This is a genomic window from Mucilaginibacter sp. UYCu711 (assembly GCF_050433825.1).
In the GTDB taxonomy this organism is placed as follows: domain Bacteria; phylum Bacteroidota; class Bacteroidia; order Sphingobacteriales; family Sphingobacteriaceae; genus Mucilaginibacter.
Genome location: NZ_JBNPWM010000010.1, coordinates 161,792 through 183,400, shown reverse-complemented (window position 1 = coordinate 183,400; position 21,609 = coordinate 161,792). Strand labels below are relative to the sequence as shown.

Below are 21,609 nucleotides of genomic sequence, written 5' to 3'. Positions count from 1 at the left end.
AACTCCACCGCGTCATTGCGAGGAACGAAGCAATCTCTTCACTTTGCTAATCAGGGTCTTTGCCTGTAGGTTAGTCACGAGTACGCCTGACAGTGGCCTGCGCTGCATACTCGCGCCAGATGGGGGGCGGCTTTTTACAAGATGGTAGACAGGGCATTCCCCAAATTTCCAGATCCGCCCAAACCCGGAGATACACTAAAGTTAGATTTAAAATAAAAAAGGGGCACAAAGCCCCTTAAAGATCGACGTGACGGACGCAAGAAAGAAGAGTGCAAATATATACGCTCTGAACCTCGTTAAACAGCCATCCCATGAGTGGTCTCTCATTAGGCGTAAGTGTTTATCGGGGCTTTCTTGTATAACAAGTATACGAATTATTTATTTTAACTAACTTTACTTATTAAGATTACGGGACGGTTATTGTTTAATCTAATATCATATAAAAATGATTTTAATAATACCCATACGCTTTATTAGGGCGTTGACCGTGTTACTACTTGTAGTATACCTGCTAATACACCGCTAACTGAAATAGTTATGTGCGGATTTGAACCTCTGTTCATTCAGATAAAATACATGTATATCTAAGATGAGAATTGATTGCAATGTAGGTTCATTTTCGAAAGGGTCTCGTGCCGTTTTCGCAATCTTATAAATATATAATCAAGGCAGACGAAAAGAAAAACCCCAAAGAAGCATCTAACATCTTTCATAGTATTATGAAAGCATCGGTAAAGCCTAAAAAAGCTACAGAGGTTAAGAAAGAAGATAAGCCGAAGAAAACCAAAAAGTAATGAATCTATTTAAAAAAGAAGAACCCCAAATAGTGGAAGTAAAAGGCCATCAACTTATTTGTCCTATATGCTCAAACAATCTTTTTTGGAAAAACAATACATTAGGAAATCTGGGTGGTTTTTTCAACGACTGGTCGACAGCAGTTGTTTGTTCTGAATGTACTTATGTCTTTTGGTTTGGGTCTGAAATTTAAACCGTTTCAAATTATTTTTTGACGGTATAGCAGTTGGATGGATTGAGCGTGGTCTAACACGTATATAGTCTCCTGTTATCACCAACAAGTACCGTATTTGTAATCGTCTCAAAGCTGTTGCGCATCCGTACAAAGTACTGTTCGGTTTTGTTACAATAATTTATTGTGCATCGGTGTAAACTATTGATATACAGAAATTTGTCTTTGTGGCATGGAATTGTGTATTGATATACAGATACTTATATTCATTTGCGCATGATAAAGAATTACATAAAGATAGCCTGGAGAAACCTGAGCAAGAATAAGCTTACCACCCTGATTAATATTGGCGGCTTATCTATTGGTATGGCGGTGGCCATGTTAATTAGTTTGTGGGTTTATGATGAGTTTACCTACGACCATTACCATACAAACTATAAAAACATAGTTATGGTTATGCAAAATCAAACTGCAAATGGCGAAATTAATACCAGCCGGTCAATGCCGCTGCCTTTAGGTTATCAGTTGCGCAAAGATTACAAACACGATTTTAAGACCGTAGTGCTGGTGAGCCCGGCAAAAAATATTTTAGCGGTGGGCGACCGTAAGCTAAATTCGGCGGGCATGTATATGCAGGCCGAGGGCCCGGAAATGCTGACGCTTAAAATGCTGAAGGGCGCCCGCAACACGCTCAACGATCCGTCGGCTATCCTGCTGTCGGCCTCGTTGGCCAAATCATTATTTGGTAATGCCGATCCTATAAACCGCCCGTTAAAACTCGACAATAAATATAACGTGAAGGTGACCGGTGTGTATGAGGACCTGCCCCAAAATACTACCCTGGCCGAATTAGGTAATTACATTGCCCCCTGGGACCTGTACATGACCACCCAGCCTTACTTAAAAGAGATCATTAATACCTGGGGTAATAACTCGTGGGCCATACTGGCCGAGCTGCAGCCCGGTGCCGACATTAAAGCGGTAACCGCCCGGATAAAGGACCTGAAGATGAAGGGCCTTGCGCTTAATCATGATGAAGTGGGCCTGTCGTTCAAGGCCCAGATCTTCCTGCAGCGCATGGCCGACTGGCACCTGTACCAGGATTTTAAAAATGGTAAAAACGCGGGCGGCGAAATACAATTTGTACGCATGTTTATACTGATAGGAATATTTGTGCTGCTGCTGGCCTGCATTAATTTTATGAACCTGAGCACCGCGCGCAGCGAGAAACGCGCTAAAGAGGTAGGTATCCGCAAAACGGTAGGGTCGTTACGCAGCCAGTTGATTGCCCAGTTTTTTACAGAATCTATACTGCTGGCTTTACTGGCGTTTGTATTTGCGTTGGTGATTGTACAGCTGTCGTTACCTGCCTTTAACCAGATAGCCGGCCGGGTTATGCATGTCCCTTTTAATGAGCCGGTGTTTTGGCTGGCGGGTTTGGTGTTCACGCTGTTAACCGGGCTGATAGCGGGTAGTTATCCGGCGCTTTACTTATCATCCTTTAACCCGGTAAAAGTATTAAAGGGCACCTTTAAGGCCGGCCCGCTGGCTGCCATACCGCGTAAAGCGTTGGTGGTGGTGCAGTTCGCGGTTTCGGTTGCCTTAATTATAGGTACCGTGGTGGTATTTATGCAGGTAAATTACTCGAAAGATCGCCCGGTGGGCTATAACCAGCATGGTTTGCTGCAGGTGCAGTTTATAGATGGCATTACCGCGCACTTCGACGCTTTTAAGCACGACCTGTTGAACACGGGCGCGGCGGTGGCGGTGAGCCAGGCAAACAGCCCGCTTACCGAGATCTGGAACAATTACAGCGGCTTAAGCTGGGAAGGGAAAGACCCTAAATTACAGGATGATTTTGGGATAATAGCCGTTAGCCGCGACTACGGTAAAACGGTAGACTGGCAGCTGACCCGCGGGCGCGATTTTTCGGCTGCTTTTGGTACCGATTCCTCGGCCATTGTTATTAATGAGTCGGCAGCGCGGTTCATGAAGATGAAGAACCCGCTGGGCAAAATTGTAAAGTTTGGCGGTAAAAATTATAGCATCATCGGCGTCGTTAAAGACGTAGTAATGACCTCGCCGTTCGAGCCGGTTAAGCCGGTGATGTACGGGTTTTTGCGCGAGTGGGGCAGCGTGCTGCAAATACGGGTTAACCCTAACATGAGTATGGCCGAAGCTTTACCCAAACTAAAAAAGATCTATAATAAGTACGACCCCGAAAGCCCTTTCGACTACCATTTCGTCGACGCCGAGTACGGCAAAAAATTCGCGACCGAAGAGCGCGTAGGCAAATTGGCCGGTGTATTTACCCTGCTGGCCATCCTGATCAGCAGCCTGGGCCTGTTCGGCATGGCATCGTTCGTAGCCGAGCAGCGCAAGAAAGAGATCGGCGTACGCAAGATCCTTGGCGCGTCGGTTATAGGGCTGTGGCGGTTATTGTCTACCGAGTTTGTGGTGCTGGTATCCATCTCACTGTTAATAGCCATGCCGCTTGCAAATTATTTAATGAAGGACTGGCTGCTGCATTATCCCTACCGGGTGCAATTGTCGTGGTGGATCTTCGCGCTGACCGGAGCAGGCGCCTTACTTTTAACCCTCGCCACCGTAAGCTGGCAAACCATAAAAGCATCGCTTGCTAAGCCGGTAAATAGTTTGAAATCGGAGTGAGGTGGTTTTTTAACGCGCAATAGTTATTAAATGATTTGGCTAAAAGCGGCAAGTTTTTCATCATAAATGGGTCTTATGTGGAAAATAGAAGTAACTGTCTGGGGGTAGATTATTAAATATGGATGCTAAAGTTTGTTTCAGAGATGAAACAAACTGGCTGTTTCAGGGCATTAAAATAGCTATTTTGTAATTAGTTGATTATCAGCAAATAAGTCTAAAATCACCTATAAAATATCTTACTTAAAAGTTGTTTCATTTTGTTTCACCCCGTTTTTATAAAGTGCTGTTTGTTAATTAATTAAGTTGAAATCTTGTTTCACGTGTTTCATCTGTTGCACCATTTTGTGAAACAAAACAAGCCATTTGCACTACAAACCCTCACCAGTCACTACTCACTTGTCACTCAATCTTCATATCCTCAATAAAAACTACAACCATCGGTATAAAAAATTAAATTTGCGGTTGCAAAATAGATTACCCTTTGGAAAGAACATTAATTATAGGAACACGCGGAAGCGAATTGGCGCTATGGCAGGCTAACTTTGTTAAGGATAGCTTAGCAAATGCCGGCATTACTGCCGAACTGAAGATCATTAAAACGCAGGGCGACCGTATACTTAATTTAAGTTTTGATAAATTAGAAGGTAAGGGCTTTTTCACCAAAGAGCTTGAAGAAGAATTATTGGCAGGCACAATTGACCTGGCTGTACACAGCCACAAGGACCTGCCTACAGAAAACCCTCCGGGACTCATCATCGCAGCAGTATCAGAACGGGAGGACCCGTCTGAACTGTTGTTGATCTTGAAAGATTGTGTGGATGTTAAGCAAAAGCTGTCGGTTAAATATGGCGCTATTGTGGGTACGTCAAGCAACCGCCGTAAGGCACAGCTGCTGGCCTATCGCCCCGATCTGGAGATTGAGGACCTGCGCGGCAACGTGCCTACCCGCATAAACAAACTGCGCGATGAAGGCTACGATGCCATTATGCTGGCCAAAGCTGGTGTTACCCGTTTAGGCATAGACCTGAGCGAGTTTCACGTTGAAGAACTAACCCCGAACGAAATTGTGCCCGCACCCGCACAGGGCGCGCTGGCCATACAGATCAACGAAAGCGACACCGAACTGTTAAAGGCGCTGAAGGTATTACATCACCCTAAAGTAGCCAAAGAGCTTGCGGTTGAGCGTACGGTGCTTAAACTGTTTGGCGGCGGCTGCCACCTGCCATTGGGCGTATATTGCCGTAAAGAGGATGGCGTGTACCAGGTATTTACATCAAAAGCCGATGAGGGCGACCAGTTCCCCGACCGCCTGTTTTTAGAAGCAGAAACCACCGATGGCCTTGCCGAAAAGATAGTAGCCGCGTTTAGTCCGGAGCGTAAACTGCCGGGCAGCGTGTTTATATCGCGCGAGGTAAACGAGCAAAGCTATTTCCGCAGGGCGCTTGAAAAGCATAATATACAGATAGACGGGCGCTCGTTAATTCGCACGGTGCCGGTTATCACCAAATTAGATTCATACATATTAAAACATATCGACTGGGTGTTCTTCAGCAGTAAAAACGCTGTCGAGTATTTCTTCCAGTTAGAGCCGCTATTGCCTAAGGACGTTAAGTTTGGGGTGATGGGCGCCGGCAGCGAAGAAATGCTGCGCCGCAAAGGGTACTTTGCCAATTTTACCGGTTTGGGTATTGACCCTGAAGACGTAGCCGCCGAGTTTGCCAAGCGGGCTAACGGTACGCAGGTACTGTTTCCATGTGCCGAGGACTCGTTGAAGAGCATACAAAAAGGTTTATCAGCCAAAACAAAAGTGATAGACCTGGTTATATATGAAACTGTACTTGAGGATGAAGTAGAAGGATCGGGCGCAGAGGTGCTGGTATTTACCAGCCCGTCGAACGTTGATGCCTACTTTGCCGAGAACTTATTAGACCCATATCAAAAAGTAATTGCCATAGGCAGATCAACCGGCAAAAAGTTTGATGAAATGGGCGTAAAATACACACTACCCTTTAGCCCCGACGAAGTTGGACTGGCTGAGGCGGTGTTTGGATTATAGGATGGTTTATTGGTCATTAGTCATTAGGAATTAGAAAGCCCAATGACTAATGACTGATGCCCAATGACTAAGGAAATGTTACAACGACCAAGAAGAAACCGTAAGAGTGAAGTTATCCGTCAGATGGTGCAGGAAACGCATGTTAGTGCTGCTAACCTGATCTTCCCGCTGTTTATTGTGGAGGGTAATAACCAGAAGACAGAGGTAGCGTCTATGTCGGGTATCTTCAGGTATTCGATAGATAATTTGCTGCGCGAGGTGGAGAGCTGTATGAAACTGGGCTTAAACTCGTTCGATCTTTTCCCGAACATCAGCGAAGAGCTTAAAGATAAATACGCTACCGAAAGCCACCGCGAGGAAGGTTTGTACCTGCGTGCTATCCGCGAGGTAAAAAATAACTTCCCCGAAGCTTGCGTAGTTACCGACGTAGCGATGGACCCCTACAGCAGCGACGGCCATGATGGGATAGTGGAGAATGGCGAGATACTAAACGACGAAACTTTAGAGGTATTGGGCCGTATGGCGCTGGCCCAGGCCTATGCCGGTGCCGATATTATTGCGCCAAGCGATATGATGGATGGCAGGGTAGGCTACATCCGCCGTACGTTGGATGATGCAGGGTTTAAGCATGTATCGATCATGTCGTACTCGGCTAAATATGCCAGCGCGTTTTATGGTCCGTTTAGGGATGCGTTAAACTCGGCGCCAAAGTTTGGGGATAAAAAGAGCTACCAGATGAACCCGGCCAACCAGCGCGAGGCTTTAATAGAAGCAAGGTTGGACGAAGCCGAAGGTGCCGACTTTTTAATGGTAAAACCCGCATTGGCTTACCTTGACGTTATTAAATTAATAAAAGACAATACCGAACTACCAGTAGCAGCCTACAACGTAAGCGGCGAATATGCCATGTTGAAAGCCGCCGTACAAAAAGGCTGGCTAAACGAGCAGCGTTCCGTAACCGAGGTGCTTACCAGTATCCGCAGGGCAGGAGCTACCGCGATATTAACGTATCACGCTAAAGAGGTGTTGGAGAATAAATGGTTGTAATAAGTTAAAAGTCAAAATTAAAAAGTCAAAAAATAGAGCGGCTTTTTAATTTTTACTTTTGAATTTTGACTTAATAAGATGTTAGATAGTATTAAAAAAATGTTTTCCAATGATGATGACCTGCCGGTGAATACCACGGGTAAGTCGGATATCAGCAGGGAAAAATCTGCCGAATTGTATGCAAAGGCTAAAACGTTTTTCCCGGGTGGGGTAAACTCGCCGGTAAGGGCTTTTAAATCTGTTTACGGCACACCGCTTTTCATCAAAAAAGGCGATGGTAGCCATATATGGGATGCTGACGATAACGAGTTTATTGATTTTTGTTGCTCATGGGGGCCGCTTATCCTGGGCCATAATCACCCAAAAGTTAAAGAGAAGGTAATTGAGGTAATGCAAAACGGCATGTCGTTCGGCGCGCCTACCGCGTTGGAGAATGAGCTTGCCGAGCTGATCCTTAAAAACAATAAATTTATACAGAAGCTGCGTTTTGTAAGCTCGGGTACCGAGGCGGTGATGTCGGCCATCAGGCTGGCCCGCGGTTATACCAAACGCGATAAGATCTTAAAGTTTGAGGGCTGTTATCATGGGCATTCAGATTCATTATTAGTAAAAGCAGGCTCGGGCCTGGTAACCTTCGGCGAGACATCATCAGCAGGTGTACCCAAAGCATTCGCTGACGAAACTATCGTTATCGGTTTGAATGATACCGAAGCTTTACAAAAAGCATTTGCAGAATTTAAAGATCAGATAGCCGCGGTTATTATAGAGCCTATTCCGGCAAACAACGGTTTGCTTTTACAAACTAAAGAATATTTACAGTCGCTACGCGACATCTGTACCGCAAACGGTACGTTGCTGATATTTGATGAGGTGATCTCTGGCTTTCGTGTTGGCTTTGAAGGTGCTGCCGGATATTACCAGGTCCAACCGGATATCATTACTTATGGTAAAATAATCGGTGGTGGTTTACCGGTGGGAATGTATGGCGCATCTGCCGAGATCATGGGGCATATCTCGCCCGACGGTGGGGTTTACCAAGCCGGAACCTTATCGGGCAACCCGGTAGCTATGGCTGCGGGCATTGCTCAGCTAAAAGAGCTATTACGCATGGGTTTTTATAAAGATCTGCATAAAAAGACCGAAGAGTTTACCGAGGCTATCCAGCGTTTTGCTACAGCGAAGAGTTATAAGTTTAAAGTGTTTAGTATTGGGTCGATATTTTGGTTCGCGTTTACAGGAGCAGAATCTATCAGTAAAGCTGATGAGATAGACCCGGCAAGCATGGAGAAATTTAAAGTAATGCACCGCGAGTTGATTAACCGGGGCATTTACTTAGGTCCGTCGGGCTACGAGGTTGGGTTCATATCATCAGCACATACCAAGATAGATCTGGAGAAAGCAAAAAGAGCTATATTTGATAGCCTTGACCTGGTATTTAAAAAATAAAAGCGCCACCCAAACCCTCCCGGTAGGGAGGCCTTAAAAGTATTAGTAAATGAAAAAAGTTATTAATTTTAAACATATAAAAAGTCTCCCCTACCGGAGGAGATTTAGAGGGGGCTTATGAAAAGATCACTTGTTATATTTTATTCGCTTATTATTTATGCTGCGGCACAATTAATATGGTGGGGCTATCAATTAGTTAACCTGCAACATAACAAGTTGGGGATGATATTGAGCGAGGGTTCAATGTTTGTGATCGTACTTTCGTTTGGTGCATATTATATGCATCGGTCTATCAACCGCGAGCGTAAGCTACAGGAGCAAAAAAAGAATTTCCTGCTATCGGTAACACACGAATTAAAATCGCCTTTGGCATCCATTAAACTGTTACTGCAAACCATACAGAAAAGAGATCTGACCAAAGCACAGATCCAGGATTTTATAGGTAAATCATTATTGGACATTGAACGGTTGGACGATATGGTGGAGAATATGCTGCTGGCATCAAAAATAGAGAACCGGTCGTACAGTTTCCCTAAGGCCAGCTTTAGCTTATCAGTTTTGGTTGATAGCATAGTTAACCGCTTGCAATTAACAAAATGCGATGGGAGCATGAAAATTATCAACGCCGAAATTGAACCCAAGATTGAATTTACCGGTGATAAATTTGCATTAACATCTGTAGTAACCAACCTGGTTGAGAATGCTATTAAATACTCCGGCCCTTGCGAGCCGGTAGATGTTAAGCTATTTCAGAAAGAAGGCAAAATATACCTGCACGTTGCCGATCATGGTATCGGTATATCTGATGCGGAAAAAAGCCGTATTTTCGATAAATTTTACCGGGTGGGCAGTGAGGATACCCGCAATACAAAAGGTACCGGCCTTGGCTTATACATTGTAAAACAAGTATTGGATAAGCACGAGGCAAGCATCAGGGTCAAAGACAATCGCCCTGTGGGAAGCATATTTGAGGTTGTTTTTGGATTAAATTAAATCACAATAAAATGCCAAGCAGAAAAAGAATTTTGTTAGCCGAAGATGAAGAACATCTTTTAGAAGCAATTAAACTTAACCTTGAATTAGAAGGTTATAAAGTATCAACCGCCAATAACGGTAAAAAAGCGTTGCAGATATTTAAAGAAGAACGCTTTAACCTGGTGATACTGGACGTAATGATGCCCGAAATTGACGGCTTTGTAGTAGCAGAAACCATCAGATTAGAGAACTCTGAAGTACCTATCATGTTCCTCACCGCCAAAAATACCAACGAGGATAAAATAGCCGGCCTTAAAAAAGGCGCGGATGATTACCTGACCAAACCATTTAACCTCGAAGAATTAATCCTTAGGGTTAATAACCTGGTAAAACGCAGCTTAAAAGGCGACGACCTGAAAGAGTTTAACAGCTATAAAATCGGCGATAAAACTATTCATTTCAACTCGTTCGAACTGGTAAACGGCGATGGCAGCATCACCCCGTTAACTAAAAAAGAAACCATGTTGTTGAAGCTGTTGATTGAGCGCAGAAACGACGCTGTATCGCGCGAGCAAATATTGGAAACCGTATGGAACTATGATGTTTACCCGTCAACCCGTACCATTGATAACTTTATCCTGACGTTCCGCAAGTATTTTGAACCAGATCCTAAAAACCCGGTTTACTTTCATTCGATCCGCGGCGTGGGTTATAAATTTACAGATCAGCATTAATTAATGTTTACTAACAGGGCACGCGTATTAGTTATAGGCGCTTTTGTTATTATGCTGGCAGTGGCGCTAACCTATAAGGTTTATGAGATAGCCGGCGTTACTGGCATGTTTATTTTGCTGCTGATATGGGGCTACTTTAAAGAAGGCACCATTGTACTGGCAGCAAAAGCATTTCATAATAAGGACTACGATAAAGCCGAAGGCTTATTAAAACAGGTTAGTAACCCTGACTGGTTAAGTAAAAAACGCCGTGGGTTTTACGAGTTTATATACGGCGGTGTTTGCCTGCAAAAGAGCGATTATAACGAGGCCGAAATGCATTATGAAATAGCGGCGCAATATCCGCTACGGTCGGCAAACGACCATGTGGCGGCATTGGTGCATGTTGCTAACATAGCCGTAAGACATAACAATTTTGAAAAGGCAAAGGCTTATTTAAGTCTGGCGGATAAGCACGAAGAAAAGATAACGGCCAAAATGAAGGATGTAATAAAACGCCTTCATGTGGAATTAGATAAAAAATAGTACAATGTAGAGACGCGATATATTGCATCTCTATAACAAAATTATGAGAGATTCATTATTAATAAAAGCAGCATTTTCTGAAAAAACCGAGCGCCCACCTGTATGGATGATGCGCCAGGCTGGCCGTTTTATGCCGCAATATTGGGAAATAAAGAATAAATATTCTTTCCTGGAGATGTGCAAAACGCCTGAGATAGCTGCAGACGTTACCATGTTACCGGTTGATCTGTTAGGTATAGATGCCGCGATTTTATTTTCGGACATCCTGGTTACCGGCGAGGCTATGGGCGGCGATTTAAGCTTTACCCAAAACATAGGCCCTAAGTTTGCCAACCCGGTACGCACACAAAAAGATATTGATAACCTGAACACAGATTGCCTTGGCGAACTGCAATATGTTGCCGACGCGATAAAAGTTATCCAGCAGCGCTTAAATGGCAGCATCCCGCTGATTGGCTTTGCAGGTGCGCCATTTACCGTAATGAGCTATTTGGTTGAAGGCGGATCATCAAAAGATTTTAAGCTGACCAAACTGATGTTACATAATGAACCTGAAATGGCTCACCAGCTATTATCAAAAATCGCGACTGTTACAGCTGATTACCTGAACATGCAAATTGCTGCCGGTGTAAACGCCGTACAGATTTTTGATAGTTGGGCACAGGCACTGGCATGGGATGATTATAAAGAGTTTTCGCACCGTTATATTACCGAGATCATCAGCAAACTGAACCGTAAGGATATTCCGGTGATATCTTTCTGTAAAGGAAGCTCAGTTTTTGCGCCGCTAATGGCCGAGGCTAAACCTGATGTTATCTCTATCGACTGGAACGTTGATCTGTTAGACATAAAGAAACGTTTACCACAAGGCATAGCCGTACAAGGTAACCTTGATCCGCATATTTTGTATGCCGATAAGAAAGTAATTAAAGAAAGAATTTACCGCTTGTTTGACCGTATGAAAGGCGACAACGGCTTCATCTTCAACCTGGGCCACGGCATTATGCCTGATATCCCTTTTGATAATGTGAAGTATGCGGTAGAGGTTATAAAAGAGTATGCCCCCTAACCCCCTGAAGGGGGAACAATAGCGGAGGGTGATTAAAAAAATAGATAATTAAATAGATACTTCAAAAAACTCCCCCTTTAGGGGGCTGGGGGGCTAATGTATCCATACATACTATCCGTACACATCATATTTGTAGTCTGCTGGATGGCGGGGCTGTTTTATATGGTGCGCTTGTTTATTTACCATACCGAGGCGCAGGAAAAACCCGAGCCTGCGCGTAGCATCCTGTCAGATCAGTTTGAGATAATGGAAAAAAAGCTATGGTGGATAATTACCACGCCATCCATGTATCTTGTTTTGGCGGCTGGTATAATTATGCTTTGCATAGCACCCGGATGGGTAAAAATGGGCTGGATGCATATTAAGCTTTTGTTTGTTGTGGCATTGATAGCTTACCATTTTATCTGCCAACATAAAATGAACCAAATGAGCAAAGGCATTTACACTTGGACCTCGACCCAACTGCGCCTTTGGAATGAATTAGCGACTCTGCTTTTATTCGCGATAGTGTTTTTGGTAGTACTTAAAAGCTCTTTGAACTGGATCTTTGGCGTGGTGGGGATTATTGCTTTTTCGCTGGTGCTGATGTCGGCGGTGAAGCTTTATAAGTATTATAGACTGAAGAAATAAATTAGAGATTTACTGTTTGTAGTCCGCTAAAAGCTGCAATGTTTGTGAAATCTTTATCGTCGTGTAATAGGCTTATTTTATTTTTTATAGCATAAATTGCAATGAGACAGTCGTTAGGTTTTCTTATGGTTATTCCCTTTTTTCGTAAGTTACGATAAAGGTTGGCAGCCTCAAAAGCATAACTATAGCCTTTGGCAGGTAACATTACGACGTTACTAAATTTGTTGCTGACTATGTTGTAGTCTTTATCCGATACAATTCCTTGTAAAACTTCTTGTAAAATAACCGGGCAAGTTGCAACAGAAAAAGTATGATTTTTATCTCTTAAGTAAACACTTGCATTTGTTTCGATGCCTTTAAAAACATTGATCCAAACAGAAGTATCAACCAAAATAACCGCCATTATAAGTAGGCTTTATCATCAACCTTAACTTTTCCCCAAAGATTTATTAGGTCTTTTTGATTTCCCATGCTTACTAATAATTGCAATCCTTTTTCAACGAGTGCTTTTTTTGTTTTTATATTAGTCGCTTTTTGAGCTTTAGCCATTAATTCGTCGTCTATTTCTATATTTGTTCTCATACACACTTTTTTTATTAAAGGTACACATTTATTAAAGAATGTAAAGCTTGTTAAAAAAAGTCATTTCACTTTTATCGAGGAAATGACTTTTAAGTATAAGATACTATATCTACTTCTCCTCGATACTAACAATCACACTGGCCCGATCGCCTGCGCCAACCGCAGGGTTAATACCCACAGTCATTAAAAACTTGCCCGAGTAAGTGCCGCCGGGTATTGATGAACGCTGCCCCGGCATCATATTAACTTCTTTAATGGTATACATTTTATCATCCAGTAAACCTTTTAAAGTTATAGGCCGGATAGTGCCTGAGCGATAACGGTTGCTTACCAAATAGTTAAACATAATGGCTTTGCTTTGATTTGGGTCGACATACATTACCGATGCTACATCATTTTTCCAGGGGTCCTGCAAACGGTATTGGTCGCCGTGCCATATCGCTTCCGAATATTCTTTATATAGGCTAACAGCGCCTTGTGCATAGGTCAATTCTTCAGGCTTTAGTTTGGCTACTACAATATCAAAACCCAACTTACCCATCATAGCCACATCAGTACGGAACTTAATTGGTTGCTTACCCCAATCGGTAACGTGGTTTGAGCTGGTTAGGGCAGGGTAGAAGTAGGAGTATTCCCATTGGATGAATACGCGCTCCAGCGGATCGGTATTATCGCTATCCCAAAACTCGGTAAAGTATTTTAGCGCACCATAATCAACACGGCCGCCACCACCGGAGCACAACATCAACGGTACTTTTGGATATTTGGCCCTTATGCGCTCTAATACTTTATATAAACCAAATACATAATCAGTGTAAAAATTACCCTGGTGCGCTATTGTGGCCGAGTTGGCATTAAATATAACCGAGTTACAATCCCATTTAATATAGGCCAAGGTTGGGTTTTTGGTGAACAGGTCATCAACTATACCATATACAAAATCTTGCACCTTAGGATTGGTTAAATCTAACACCAGCTGATTACGCATGTAATACTCCGGGCGTTGCGGTTGTTTAACTACCCAGTCGGGGTGTTTTTCGTACAGCTCACTTTTAGGGTTCACCATTTCCGGCTCAATCCAGATGCCGAATTTTACACCGGCCTCTGCTGCGGTTTTGGTTAAATAGGCTATGCCGTTGGGGAGTTTATTTTTGGTCACTTCCCAATCGCCCAAGCCAGATTTATCGCCGTTGCGCGGATATTTGTTACCAAACCAGCCGTCATCCAACAAAAACAAGTCGACACCTAATGTTTTGGTAGTTTTTAATAGCTCGGCAAGCTTGGGTTCGTTAAAATCAAAAAAGGTCGACTCCCAATTGTTTAGCAACGTCAATCTAGGGCCCTCGCCGTCGGCGATTTTATATTTGCGCGCCCAGCTTTGCAGGCTGCGGCTTGCGTCGCCTTTACCTTTATCACTTAGGATGTATACAAACTTTGGCGTAACAAATTCGGTATTAGGTTTAAGCGTATAATCGGCAGCATGGTTGTTAATACCGGCAATTAAGCGCAGGTTATTGTTAGGGTCAACCTCGAAATCGATTTTATAGTTACCGCTCCACTCAAGGTTGCCGTAAAGCACTTCGCCTTCATCTTCGGTAGCGGGTTTGTTAAGCGATACCATAAATACCGGCGGTTGGAACAGATCAGCACGGGTACCCAATTTGCTATCCAGGGTTTTTATTCCGTGTGATAGTTTTTCTTCTTCAGGCTTCATTTCCTGCGCCCATTCGCCGTGGTAATGATTTAACCAATAACCATCCGATTGCAGATATAAATTAGCCGATGCATATTTATTTAATACCACATCCTTTTTTTCGTGGTGTTTAATTACGGTCCACTGCTCGGTAACGTTTTCTTTAATATAGGTTTGATAATTTAACGTAACATCAAAATTGTAAACCGAGTCGCGCAGGTTAATACTTACCAGGGTGATGTTATCGCTGATCTTTGTTGTGGTGTGATCGACATATTTTAAAGCCAATGATCTGTTGCCATCAGCATGTGTTACTGCTAACGCAGGCTCTAAAATATCAATACTGCCGGCGGTAGAATAAGCCATATTTGCCTCGCCGGTATGCGAAATATACCGGTATTGTTTAGCAATGGCCGCATATTCGCTTTGGTTGGCCAGTTTCGTACCGAAATACAGTGCATTCAACTGCTTTTTGGGTGTTACCTGTAAAACCAGGGCGTTCTTTTGCGATTCGACTGCTACAATGGTTTGTGCTTTTGCAATAAAAATATTTGCGGCTAAAAAAATAACAGGGACTATCCTTTTTATAATTGTCATGCTTATATTGGTTATAATACTTTGATAGGAAATTGGTTTGGGCTAAGATAAAAATATTTATATCAATGTAATATCTTCAATATTAGCTATGTATTAAGCTTATTTATCATCAACTAAAAAAATATTTGTAACTCCATGCAACCATTTGCTACTAAGTATCATCTTACCTTTAAATGATGTTGTTGAAACCTACTTATACAATTGATGAACTAATAGCCCGCTGCAAGGCTGGCGAACGCAAAGCGCAGGAGCTGCTGTATAAGCAGTTTGCAGCTAAAATGCTGGGCGTTTGCATGCGCTACGCGGTTGATAAAATGGAGGCGGAGGATATGTTGCAGAATGGTTTTATGAAAGTATTTAAAAAACTGGAGGATTACCGCGGCGATGGCGCTTTTGAAGGGTGGGTGAGAAGGATAATGGTACACAGCTCCATAGAGTATTACCGCAAGCACCATAAAATGGTACAGATGGTAGATGTTACCGAAATGAGCAACGAACCATCAGTAAACCCGGCAGCGATGGCAAATATGGGTGTTAAAGACCTGATGAATATTATTCAGCAATTATCACCAGGGTACCGGATGGTATTTAACCTTTACGCGATAGATGGTTATTCGCACAAAGAAATTGCCGCGATAGTCGGCATAACAGAGGGAGCCTCAAAATCACAACTATCAAGGGCACGTACAATATTAAAGGAACAGGTTTTAAAAATGGAGGAAAAGGAATATGGATATGCAGGATAAGGAGTTTGATAAAATCTTTAACGAAAAATTTGAAGACTTTGAAGTTGAACCATCTGCAATGGTGTGGGATAATATTGCCGGAGAACTGGACGGAAAAAAAGCTAAACCAGCTATTATGCCCTGGTTAAGCATCGCCGCAACAGTTTTGGTTGTACTTACCGCGGGTATATTATTCCTGCAAAAAGGTGAATCAACAGATAATCAGCCTAAAACAAAAAAACTAGTTGCAAACCATGTTGAAACACCAACAACTATAACATCGGCATCACCGGTTGAAACTGTAACTACTAAACCGGCAGAAAATGTTGAATCGACCACACCGCACCAACATAATGTTGTAGCGTCAATAAATAATACGTCAGCTCCGGTTAATAATACAGCCGAACCGGTTATAAAAACAACAGAAACTGTAAAAAATGATAATCCACAATTAATAGCCGCGGTAATCGACCCTGCATCTACCCATGTAAGTACAGCAACTGTTCCGGATGTTACGTTAGCGCCACAAATGCTTGAGGTTGGGCAACAAGTTGAAAAACCGGTAATGGCAGCACAGTCTACAGCACCTGCCAAAAAACGTGGCATCCATAATCTGGGCGGCTTAATAAACGTCCTGGTGGCCAAAGTTGACAAACGCGAGGATAAGCTGATAGAGTTTAGCGATAGCGATGATGATGATAATGGATCAGACCTGACGGGTATAAACCTTGGACTAATAAAAATTAAAAAACAACAATAAAATCTACTTATACAATCTAAATACACACTAACATGAAACGTTTAATAATAGCTGCATTACTATGTGGCGTGGCAAGCCTTGGCCTTGCGCAAAAAACTACTACAACTACTGTAACCACTACCACCATTAATGGAAGTGACACAACAAAAACAACAAGTACCACTACTAATAATAAAACCAAAGTTACTTTTGGCAACATGAACGATTTTAAAACCAGGAGAGACAGTATGCGCCGTGACCGTAAACCATCAGGCTTTAACTTCGGGATTACTTTTTCAAGATTCGATCTGGGTTTAACTACGCTTATTGATAATGGCAGCTTTACACTATCTCCTAAAAACGATTTCCTGAGCTATCGTTCCTGGAAATCAAGCAACGTAGGTTTCGACCTGCTACAATTTGGTTACCGCTTTACGCCTAACTTTAAAGTTTATATATCGGGCGGGTTTGACTGGATGCTGTTGCGTTTACGTAAGGATATCACTATACAACGTGATGCGCCTACGTTAACTTATGTAAATGATAACATCCACTTCAGTAAAAACCGTTTTTCATCAACCTACCTGCGCGTACCATTATCGTTCGAGTTCAGGTCACACGAGTATAGCAATGGCAAACGTTTCCGCTTTATTGTAGGCCCTGAAGCGGGTATATTATTAGGTGCGCGTGTTAAACAGATAAGCGAAGAGCGTGGCAAGCAAAAGCTGGATGACGATTATCACTTTGCCAAAGTACGTTATGGTGCGTTTACCCGGATAGGTTACGGTTCGGCAGGTTTATTTGCCAAGTATTACATGAACGATATGTTTGAGAACAGCCCGGCCCAGGAAGGTTTGAAAAACTTCGCGGTAGGTGTAACCTTCGGTTTCTAACAAATACCAAATCTATATATAAATGCAAGGGTCCCGATTTATCTGGACTCTTGTTGTTTTAGCTATATTTGCGGCATGACAGATACACCCTTTTTACAAACATTAGCTGTAACCAAAACCTATCCCGGCGAACGCCTGGCAGGTGTAAAAAGGATAAGCCTTACAATTAAACCACAGAAGATAACCGCCATAATAGGCGAGAGTGGCAGCGGCAAAAGTACCTTGCTGAAATTGTTGTTTGGTTTGCTGTCGCCGGATGAGGGTAGGGTGCAGTTTAAAGGCGAGCGCATATGGGGCCCCGAAGAAAAGCTGATCCCGGGCCACGATGCCATGAAAATGGTTACCCAGGATACCGATGGACTAAATGTTTATGCCAAAGTATGGGATAACATTGCCGTATTACTCCCTAATACCGACGTAACCACCAAAGAGGAACGCACCACGCAAGTACTTAAACAACTAAACATCCAACACCTGGCTGATAAGCAGGCTTTTTTTTTAAGCGGCGGCGAAAAGCAGCGCGTAGCCATAGCCCGCGCCCTGGCAACCCGCCCCGAAGTGCTGTTGTTGGACGAGCCTTTTAACCAGGTTGATACCTCCTTCCGCGAGGGGTTGCAGCAGGATATAAGGCAGGTGGTGCATGATATGGGGTTAACGGTTATCATGGTGTCGCACGACCCTGCCGAGGTGCTATCTATGGCCGATGAACTGATCGTGCTAAAAGATGGAGAGATCATTGAAGCTGGGCATCCCAAAGCCTTGTATCAAAATCCGCAGAATCTTTATACCGCCAAGTTACTTACCAATTGTAATGTGCTATCTGCCGACGACGCCAGGAATTTCGGCATTAAAACCAAGGTCGAGCACGTGGTGATATACCCCGAATGGGCTGCGCCAACTGGTAGCTGGACCCGCAAGGACTTCACCGTAAAGCAGGTATTATTTAAAGGCAGCTATGAAGACCTGTTAGTTGAAAAGGATCATATCGTCCTGCGCTTATTGAACGACCAGCCCGGCAAATATCGTACGGGCGATACCGTGCATATTAAGATCAGTAAGTACCTGGAGTTTTAGGCGTTAAAGCATGTGTTTGTTTCACGAGTGTGTGAAACAGATGAAACAAGTGAAACAAGATTTTGAGTTAAGCGGTTGATTAACAGTTTTTTATGGAAAATCCATGAAACAAAATGAAACAAAAATGCAGCAGCAATTTGCTAATAATCAAAGAGTTATTAAAAATAACATTTGTTTAAACATGTAAATATGCCTGAAACACTTTTTTCGGGTAAGGTTGACTAATTTATTTTAGCCAAAAATAATTGCTCCGTCGCTAATCAGGTAAAACCCACGGCTTGTAATTTTGCTATCTATGCCCATCATTGCTGCAAAATCACTAACCTTCCACTCTCACTCAAACCTTCCTGGTTTTACCTGATCGCGCCTCGAAGCTTATATACCGCCGGTGACCCTAACACCGACAGTTTTATTGTAATTAGGCTCGTAAAAAGCAGAATATCACAAACCCACCCAACCCCATTCTGCTTTAATAACTATTAACTGACAGTGATCTAATTCTGTTAGTTGAAACAAATATAAATTATATTTCTAATTTATATAATGTCGTTTTAATTAAATACGTAAAATTATCTCCTTTGGTTTTCCATAACTCAAAACAATTTTTACAAACAGTTATTCTACTATCAAACAAACAACTACAACTATGAAAAAGAAGATCTATGGCTTTGTATTGCTGGCAGCAGTATTAGGCATGTTAACCACAAGTTGCGGCGCTATGAAAGGTGCTGCGCCACCACCGCCTCCGGGAGCGCCTGCACATCCGTAATTAACTTTACATCCGCTTTAATTAATTTAAGGCGGATGTTTTGTTTTGATGGATTTTGCGTAGCTTTATTTAACCATGAAACGCCTTATCTTGCTAATCTTCGTTTGTTTTGCAGCCTTTGCCAAAGCGCAAACAAATGGTGTTGATACTGCAATAAAATTTGATCATGTTATTACGGCTTATGAAAAACATTGGGTGGTTTTAAAAAAACCTGATACTGCCCTGTATTACACATTTGGATATGTTTATATCCAAAGCGATAAGGGTTTTATGTTTAAGGAGGCCGGGCAATTTGAAATCGATCAAAAAAATCAATATATACTTCGAGCGGGTAAAAAGGATAAATACGTGTTTAGTGCAGACAATGCAGATCAGTTCGCTCCGGCCAGGGTAATTCGCCTTAGGGATACTATCGGAGGTATGAATTCTAAACAGATAAGACTTCCACAGGCTGCTGTTTTACCCTCAAAACATTTTAAAGAACTGAAAATAGAGGACGAACCAAAATGGATAAAACCTTATTATACTTACAGCGATACCCTTGAACACAATTATAGGTGGGGCTGCTACCATAATGAGGAGACTGACTTTACCGTAGGAATAATTTATTGGGAAAAGGTTTACAAAATTTCGCCCCATTATAAAGGTGTAAAAGTGCCCATGGATAATGCCGCCTGGATCAATCACCAGGGGATTGAGATGAAGTTAGGCTCGGCCTATAATTCGACAAAACAATACGATAAAGCTATAGTATTATTTAAAGATGCAATACGGAATGATCCCACAAATCTTGGCTTCTATTTCGAATTAGGCGCTACTTATAGGGGAAAAGCAGATTGGCTTGGAGCAATTGATGTTTACAAACGAGGATTGGATCAGATTAAAGTTGATAAATCAGAGTTTAAAAGTTGGATGGCCGGTTTTATAAGTAACGCCTACACGGACCTAAAGAATGATGAAGAAAGTAAAAAATGGCGTGCCAAAAGTTTGGAATATAGTCCCTGTCCAAGCTGTGTTTATTAGGGATAACTGCGTTAGGGGGGGTAGTAGCGGATACCGGCCCTTGCGCCTAATGCCTGCAGCCGTATAAGCGGATAACCCGGGCCGAAGGCAACGCCATTATCACTTCATTAACACACCCCTGCAACCGCACTGTCTTTGGCACCCCTTCTCCAGAGGGGAACTTAATTCAACCGGTTCCAACACTCGCTAAACCAACTTAATCCAATTACTAAACCCACCCACAACCACTCACCCAATCAACTTAATCTAACTACTTAACTATCACAATACATCCATTCATCACCAAAGCGAAAATATTTTTTCATAACCTCTTGAAAATCATAAAATAAGTCCGTACTTTTGCAGTCCCTAAAACTGCCCACCAATGAAGGAGGACAGGGGGACTTTAAAAAAACAAAACAAGAAAGCAAGAATGCCTACTATCAATCAATTAGTTAGAAAAGGTAGAGTAGCTCTGGTTGACAAGAGTAAGTCGCCAGCGTTGGACAGCTGTCCACAGCGAAGAGGAGTGTGCACCCGTGTGTATACCACTACCCCTAAAAAACCAAACTCAGCAATGCGTAAAGTTGCCCGTGTGCGCTTAACCAACGGTAAAGAAGTAAATGCTTACATCCCTGGTGAAGGTCACAACTTGCAAGAGCACTCTATTGTGTTGATCCGTGGTGGTCGTGTTAAAGACTTACCTGGTGTGCGTTACCACATCATCCGTGGTGCGTTAGATACTTCTGGTGTTGCCGGTCGTAACCAACGTCGTTCAAAATATGGTACTAAACGCCCTAAACCAGGCCAAGCTGCTGCAGCCCCTGCAAAAGGTAAAAAGAAATAATTAAAGGAGGATAGTAACAATGAGAAAATCGAAACCAAAAAAAAGAATCCTTCTTCCTGATCCAAAATTCAATGATATTTTGGTAACCAGGTTTGTTAACAACATGATGTTTGATGGTAAAAAATCTACCGCTTACACTATATTTTATAATGCAGTTGATATTGTTGAAAAGAAAACCAGCGAAAGCGGTTTAGAAACCTGGAAAAAGGCTTTAAACAATGTTATGCCTGCAGTTGAAGTTAAAAGCCGCCGTGTTGGTGGTGCTAACTTCCAGGTACCAACCGAAGTAAGACCAGAGCGTAAAATTGCTTTAGGCATGAAATGGTTAATTAGCTATGCACGTCGTCGTGGCGAAAAAACCATGATGGAGAAATTAGCCGGCGAGATCATATCAGCAGCTAAAGGTGAAGGTGCAGCAGTGAAAAAGAAAGAAGATACGCATAAAATGGCCGAGGCTAACAAAGCGTTCTCTCACTTTAGATTCTAATTAAAGAATTATTGAATTAGTGAATTATTGATTTGGTAACATCAACCTAATCAATAATTCATTATTTCGCAGATTCAATGAA

20 protein-coding genes are annotated in these 21,609 nt (G+C 42.6%); 17 read left to right on the top strand and 3 right to left on the bottom strand.

The genetic code is table 11. The annotated features are described in order from the left end of the window. Positions 1-1,243 precede the first annotated feature (1,243 nt). The 9 genes from ABIB50_RS20720 to hemJ all read left to right on the top strand — a co-directional run bounded on the left by ABIB50_RS20720 (position 1,244) and on the right by hemJ (position 12,119). Complete coding sequence (locus tag ABIB50_RS20720) at positions 1,244-3,637, top strand: ABC transporter permease (RefSeq protein ID WP_429382866.1); 2,394 nt, start codon at positions 1,244-1,246, stop codon at positions 3,635-3,637. Positions 3,638-4,118: 481 nt separating this feature from the next. Next, positions 4,119-5,693, top strand: a complete 1,575-nt coding sequence (hemC, locus tag ABIB50_RS20715) for a hydroxymethylbilane synthase (protein ID WP_429382864.1) — start codon at positions 4,119-4,121, stop codon at positions 5,691-5,693. 75 nt (positions 5,694-5,768) lie between these two features. After that, complete coding sequence (gene hemB, locus ABIB50_RS20710; protein WP_429383094.1) at positions 5,769-6,740, top strand: porphobilinogen synthase; 972 nt, start codon at positions 5,769-5,771, stop codon at positions 6,738-6,740. A gap of 78 nt (positions 6,741-6,818) precedes the next feature. Further along, positions 6,819-8,186, top strand: coding sequence for a glutamate-1-semialdehyde 2,1-aminomutase (gene hemL / locus ABIB50_RS20705; protein WP_429382862.1), 1,368 nt, complete (start codon positions 6,819-6,821; stop codon positions 8,184-8,186). 117 nt (positions 8,187-8,303) lie between these two features. Next, on the top strand, positions 8,304-9,179 hold the full coding sequence (locus ABIB50_RS20700; RefSeq protein ID WP_429382860.1) for a sensor histidine kinase: 876 nt from the start codon (positions 8,304-8,306) through the stop codon (positions 9,177-9,179). Between the two features lie 11 nt (positions 9,180-9,190). Further along, complete coding sequence (locus ABIB50_RS20695) at positions 9,191-9,895, top strand: response regulator transcription factor (RefSeq protein ID WP_230545284.1); 705 nt, start codon at positions 9,191-9,193, stop codon at positions 9,893-9,895. A 3-nt stretch (positions 9,896-9,898) separates the two neighbouring features. Next, on the top strand, positions 9,899-10,420 hold the full coding sequence (locus ABIB50_RS20690; protein WP_429382858.1) for a tetratricopeptide repeat protein: 522 nt from the start codon (positions 9,899-9,901) through the stop codon (positions 10,418-10,420). A 43-nt stretch (positions 10,421-10,463) separates the two neighbouring features. Continuing rightward, positions 10,464-11,489 (top strand): uroporphyrinogen decarboxylase, encoded by a 1,026-nt coding sequence (hemE, locus tag ABIB50_RS20685; protein ID WP_429382856.1) that lies wholly within the window; start codon positions 10,464-10,466, stop codon positions 11,487-11,489. A 96-nt stretch (positions 11,490-11,585) separates the two neighbouring features. Next, on the top strand, positions 11,586-12,119 hold the full coding sequence (hemJ, locus tag ABIB50_RS20680; RefSeq protein WP_429382854.1) for a protoporphyrinogen oxidase HemJ: 534 nt from the start codon (positions 11,586-11,588) through the stop codon (positions 12,117-12,119). Between the two features lies 1 nt (position 12,120). On the opposite strand, the gene vapC is transcribed toward hemJ, so the two are convergent. The 3 genes from vapC to ABIB50_RS20665 all read right to left on the bottom strand — a co-directional run bounded on the left by vapC (position 12,121) and on the right by ABIB50_RS20665 (position 14,991). Further along, positions 12,121-12,522: a type II toxin-antitoxin system VapC family toxin gene (vapC, locus tag ABIB50_RS20675; RefSeq protein ID WP_429382852.1), complete on the bottom strand. Its 402-nt coding sequence runs from the start codon at positions 12,520-12,522 to the stop codon at positions 12,121-12,123. After that, entirely contained in the window at positions 12,522-12,701 is a 180-nt protein-coding gene (locus ABIB50_RS20670) for a type II toxin-antitoxin system VapB family antitoxin (protein WP_429382850.1), read from the bottom strand. Before ABIB50_RS20670 ends, vapC begins: the two co-directional genes overlap by 1 nt. A gap of 109 nt (positions 12,702-12,810) precedes the next feature. Next, complete coding sequence (locus tag ABIB50_RS20665) at positions 12,811-14,991, bottom strand: alpha-galactosidase (RefSeq protein ID WP_429382848.1); 2,181 nt, start codon at positions 14,989-14,991, stop codon at positions 12,811-12,813. Between the two features lie 176 nt (positions 14,992-15,167). Here ABIB50_RS20665 and ABIB50_RS20660 point away from each other — a divergent pair, with 176 nt between their 5' ends. The 8 genes from ABIB50_RS20660 (at position 15,168) to rpsG (ending at position 21,527) form a co-directional block, all read left to right on the top strand. After that, positions 15,168-15,737 (top strand): RNA polymerase sigma factor, encoded by a 570-nt coding sequence (locus tag ABIB50_RS20660; RefSeq protein ID WP_429383092.1) that lies wholly within the window; start codon positions 15,168-15,170, stop codon positions 15,735-15,737. Next, positions 15,721-16,476 (top strand): hypothetical protein, encoded by a 756-nt coding sequence (locus tag ABIB50_RS20655; protein WP_429382846.1) that lies wholly within the window; start codon positions 15,721-15,723, stop codon positions 16,474-16,476. The genes ABIB50_RS20660 and ABIB50_RS20655 overlap by 17 nt, the downstream gene beginning before the upstream one ends. A 32-nt stretch (positions 16,477-16,508) precedes the next feature. Continuing rightward, positions 16,509-17,348 (top strand): outer membrane beta-barrel protein, encoded by an 840-nt coding sequence (locus ABIB50_RS20650; RefSeq protein WP_429382844.1) that lies wholly within the window; start codon positions 16,509-16,511, stop codon positions 17,346-17,348. A gap of 75 nt (positions 17,349-17,423) precedes the next feature. Further along, on the top strand, positions 17,424-18,422 hold the full coding sequence (locus tag ABIB50_RS20645; protein ID WP_429382842.1) for an ABC transporter ATP-binding protein: 999 nt from the start codon (positions 17,424-17,426) through the stop codon (positions 18,420-18,422). 646 nt (positions 18,423-19,068) lie between these two features. Further along, the gene (locus ABIB50_RS20640) at positions 19,069-19,191 is read left to right on the top strand and encodes a hypothetical protein (protein ID WP_429382840.1); all 123 of its coding nucleotides are present in this window, start codon (positions 19,069-19,071) and stop codon (positions 19,189-19,191) included. 75 nt (positions 19,192-19,266) lie between these two features. Continuing rightward, complete coding sequence (locus tag ABIB50_RS20635) at positions 19,267-20,214, top strand: tetratricopeptide repeat protein (protein ID WP_429382839.1); 948 nt, start codon at positions 19,267-19,269, stop codon at positions 20,212-20,214. A 412-nt stretch (positions 20,215-20,626) separates the two neighbouring features. Beyond that, positions 20,627-21,040: a 30S ribosomal protein S12 gene (gene rpsL, locus ABIB50_RS20630; protein ID WP_230545452.1), complete on the top strand. Its 414-nt coding sequence runs from the start codon at positions 20,627-20,629 to the stop codon at positions 21,038-21,040. Positions 21,041-21,059: 19 nt separating this feature from the next. Then, positions 21,060-21,527 carry a 30S ribosomal protein S7 gene (gene rpsG, locus ABIB50_RS20625; RefSeq protein WP_230545277.1) on the top strand — a complete coding sequence of 156 codons (468 nt, stop codon included), beginning with the start codon at positions 21,060-21,062 and terminating at the stop codon, positions 21,525-21,527. The last annotated feature ends 82 nt before the right edge of the window (positions 21,528-21,609 follow it).

What these genes read in the sequence shown, in the direction of transcription:
- hemL (WP_429382862.1), top strand. Translation starts at nt 6,819, where the DNA reads ATGTTAGATAGTATTAAAAAAATGTTTTCCAATGATGATGACCTGCCG.
- hemE (WP_429382856.1), top strand. Translation starts at nt 10,464, where the DNA reads ATGAGAGATTCATTATTAATAAAAGCAGCATTTTCTGAAAAAACCGAG.
- ABIB50_RS20655 (WP_429382846.1), top strand. Translation starts at nt 15,721, where the DNA reads ATGGATATGCAGGATAAGGAGTTTGATAAAATCTTTAACGAAAAATTT.
- hemJ (WP_429382854.1), top strand. Translation starts at nt 11,586, where the DNA reads ATGTATCCATACATACTATCCGTACACATCATATTTGTAGTCTGCTGG.
- ABIB50_RS20645 (WP_429382842.1), top strand. Translation starts at nt 17,424, where the DNA reads ATGACAGATACACCCTTTTTACAAACATTAGCTGTAACCAAAACCTAT.
- ABIB50_RS20665 (WP_429382848.1), bottom strand. Translation starts at nt 14,991, where the DNA reads ATGACAATTATAAAAAGGATAGTCCCTGTTATTTTTTTAGCCGCAAAT.
- vapC (WP_429382852.1), bottom strand. Translation starts at nt 12,522, where the DNA reads ATGGCGGTTATTTTGGTTGATACTTCTGTTTGGATCAATGTTTTTAAA.
- ABIB50_RS20660 (WP_429383092.1), top strand. Translation starts at nt 15,168, where the DNA reads ATGTTGTTGAAACCTACTTATACAATTGATGAACTAATAGCCCGCTGC.
- ABIB50_RS20640 (WP_429382840.1), top strand. Translation starts at nt 19,069, where the DNA reads ATGAAAAAGAAGATCTATGGCTTTGTATTGCTGGCAGCAGTATTAGGC.
- ABIB50_RS20690 (WP_429382858.1), top strand. Translation starts at nt 9,899, where the DNA reads ATGTTTACTAACAGGGCACGCGTATTAGTTATAGGCGCTTTTGTTATT.
- hemB (WP_429383094.1), top strand. Translation starts at nt 5,769, where the DNA reads ATGTTACAACGACCAAGAAGAAACCGTAAGAGTGAAGTTATCCGTCAG.
- ABIB50_RS20695 (WP_230545284.1), top strand. Translation starts at nt 9,191, where the DNA reads ATGCCAAGCAGAAAAAGAATTTTGTTAGCCGAAGATGAAGAACATCTT.
- ABIB50_RS20700 (WP_429382860.1), top strand. Translation starts at nt 8,304, where the DNA reads ATGAAAAGATCACTTGTTATATTTTATTCGCTTATTATTTATGCTGCG.
- rpsL (WP_230545452.1), top strand. Translation starts at nt 20,627, where the DNA reads ATGCCTACTATCAATCAATTAGTTAGAAAAGGTAGAGTAGCTCTGGTT.
- ABIB50_RS20650 (WP_429382844.1), top strand. Translation starts at nt 16,509, where the DNA reads ATGAAACGTTTAATAATAGCTGCATTACTATGTGGCGTGGCAAGCCTT.
- rpsG (WP_230545277.1), top strand. Translation starts at nt 21,060, where the DNA reads ATGAGAAAATCGAAACCAAAAAAAAGAATCCTTCTTCCTGATCCAAAA.
- ABIB50_RS20670 (WP_429382850.1), bottom strand. Translation starts at nt 12,701, where the DNA reads ATGAGAACAAATATAGAAATAGACGACGAATTAATGGCTAAAGCTCAA.
- ABIB50_RS20635 (WP_429382839.1), top strand. Translation starts at nt 19,267, where the DNA reads ATGAAACGCCTTATCTTGCTAATCTTCGTTTGTTTTGCAGCCTTTGCC.
- ABIB50_RS20720 (WP_429382866.1), top strand. Translation starts at nt 1,244, where the DNA reads ATGATAAAGAATTACATAAAGATAGCCTGGAGAAACCTGAGCAAGAAT.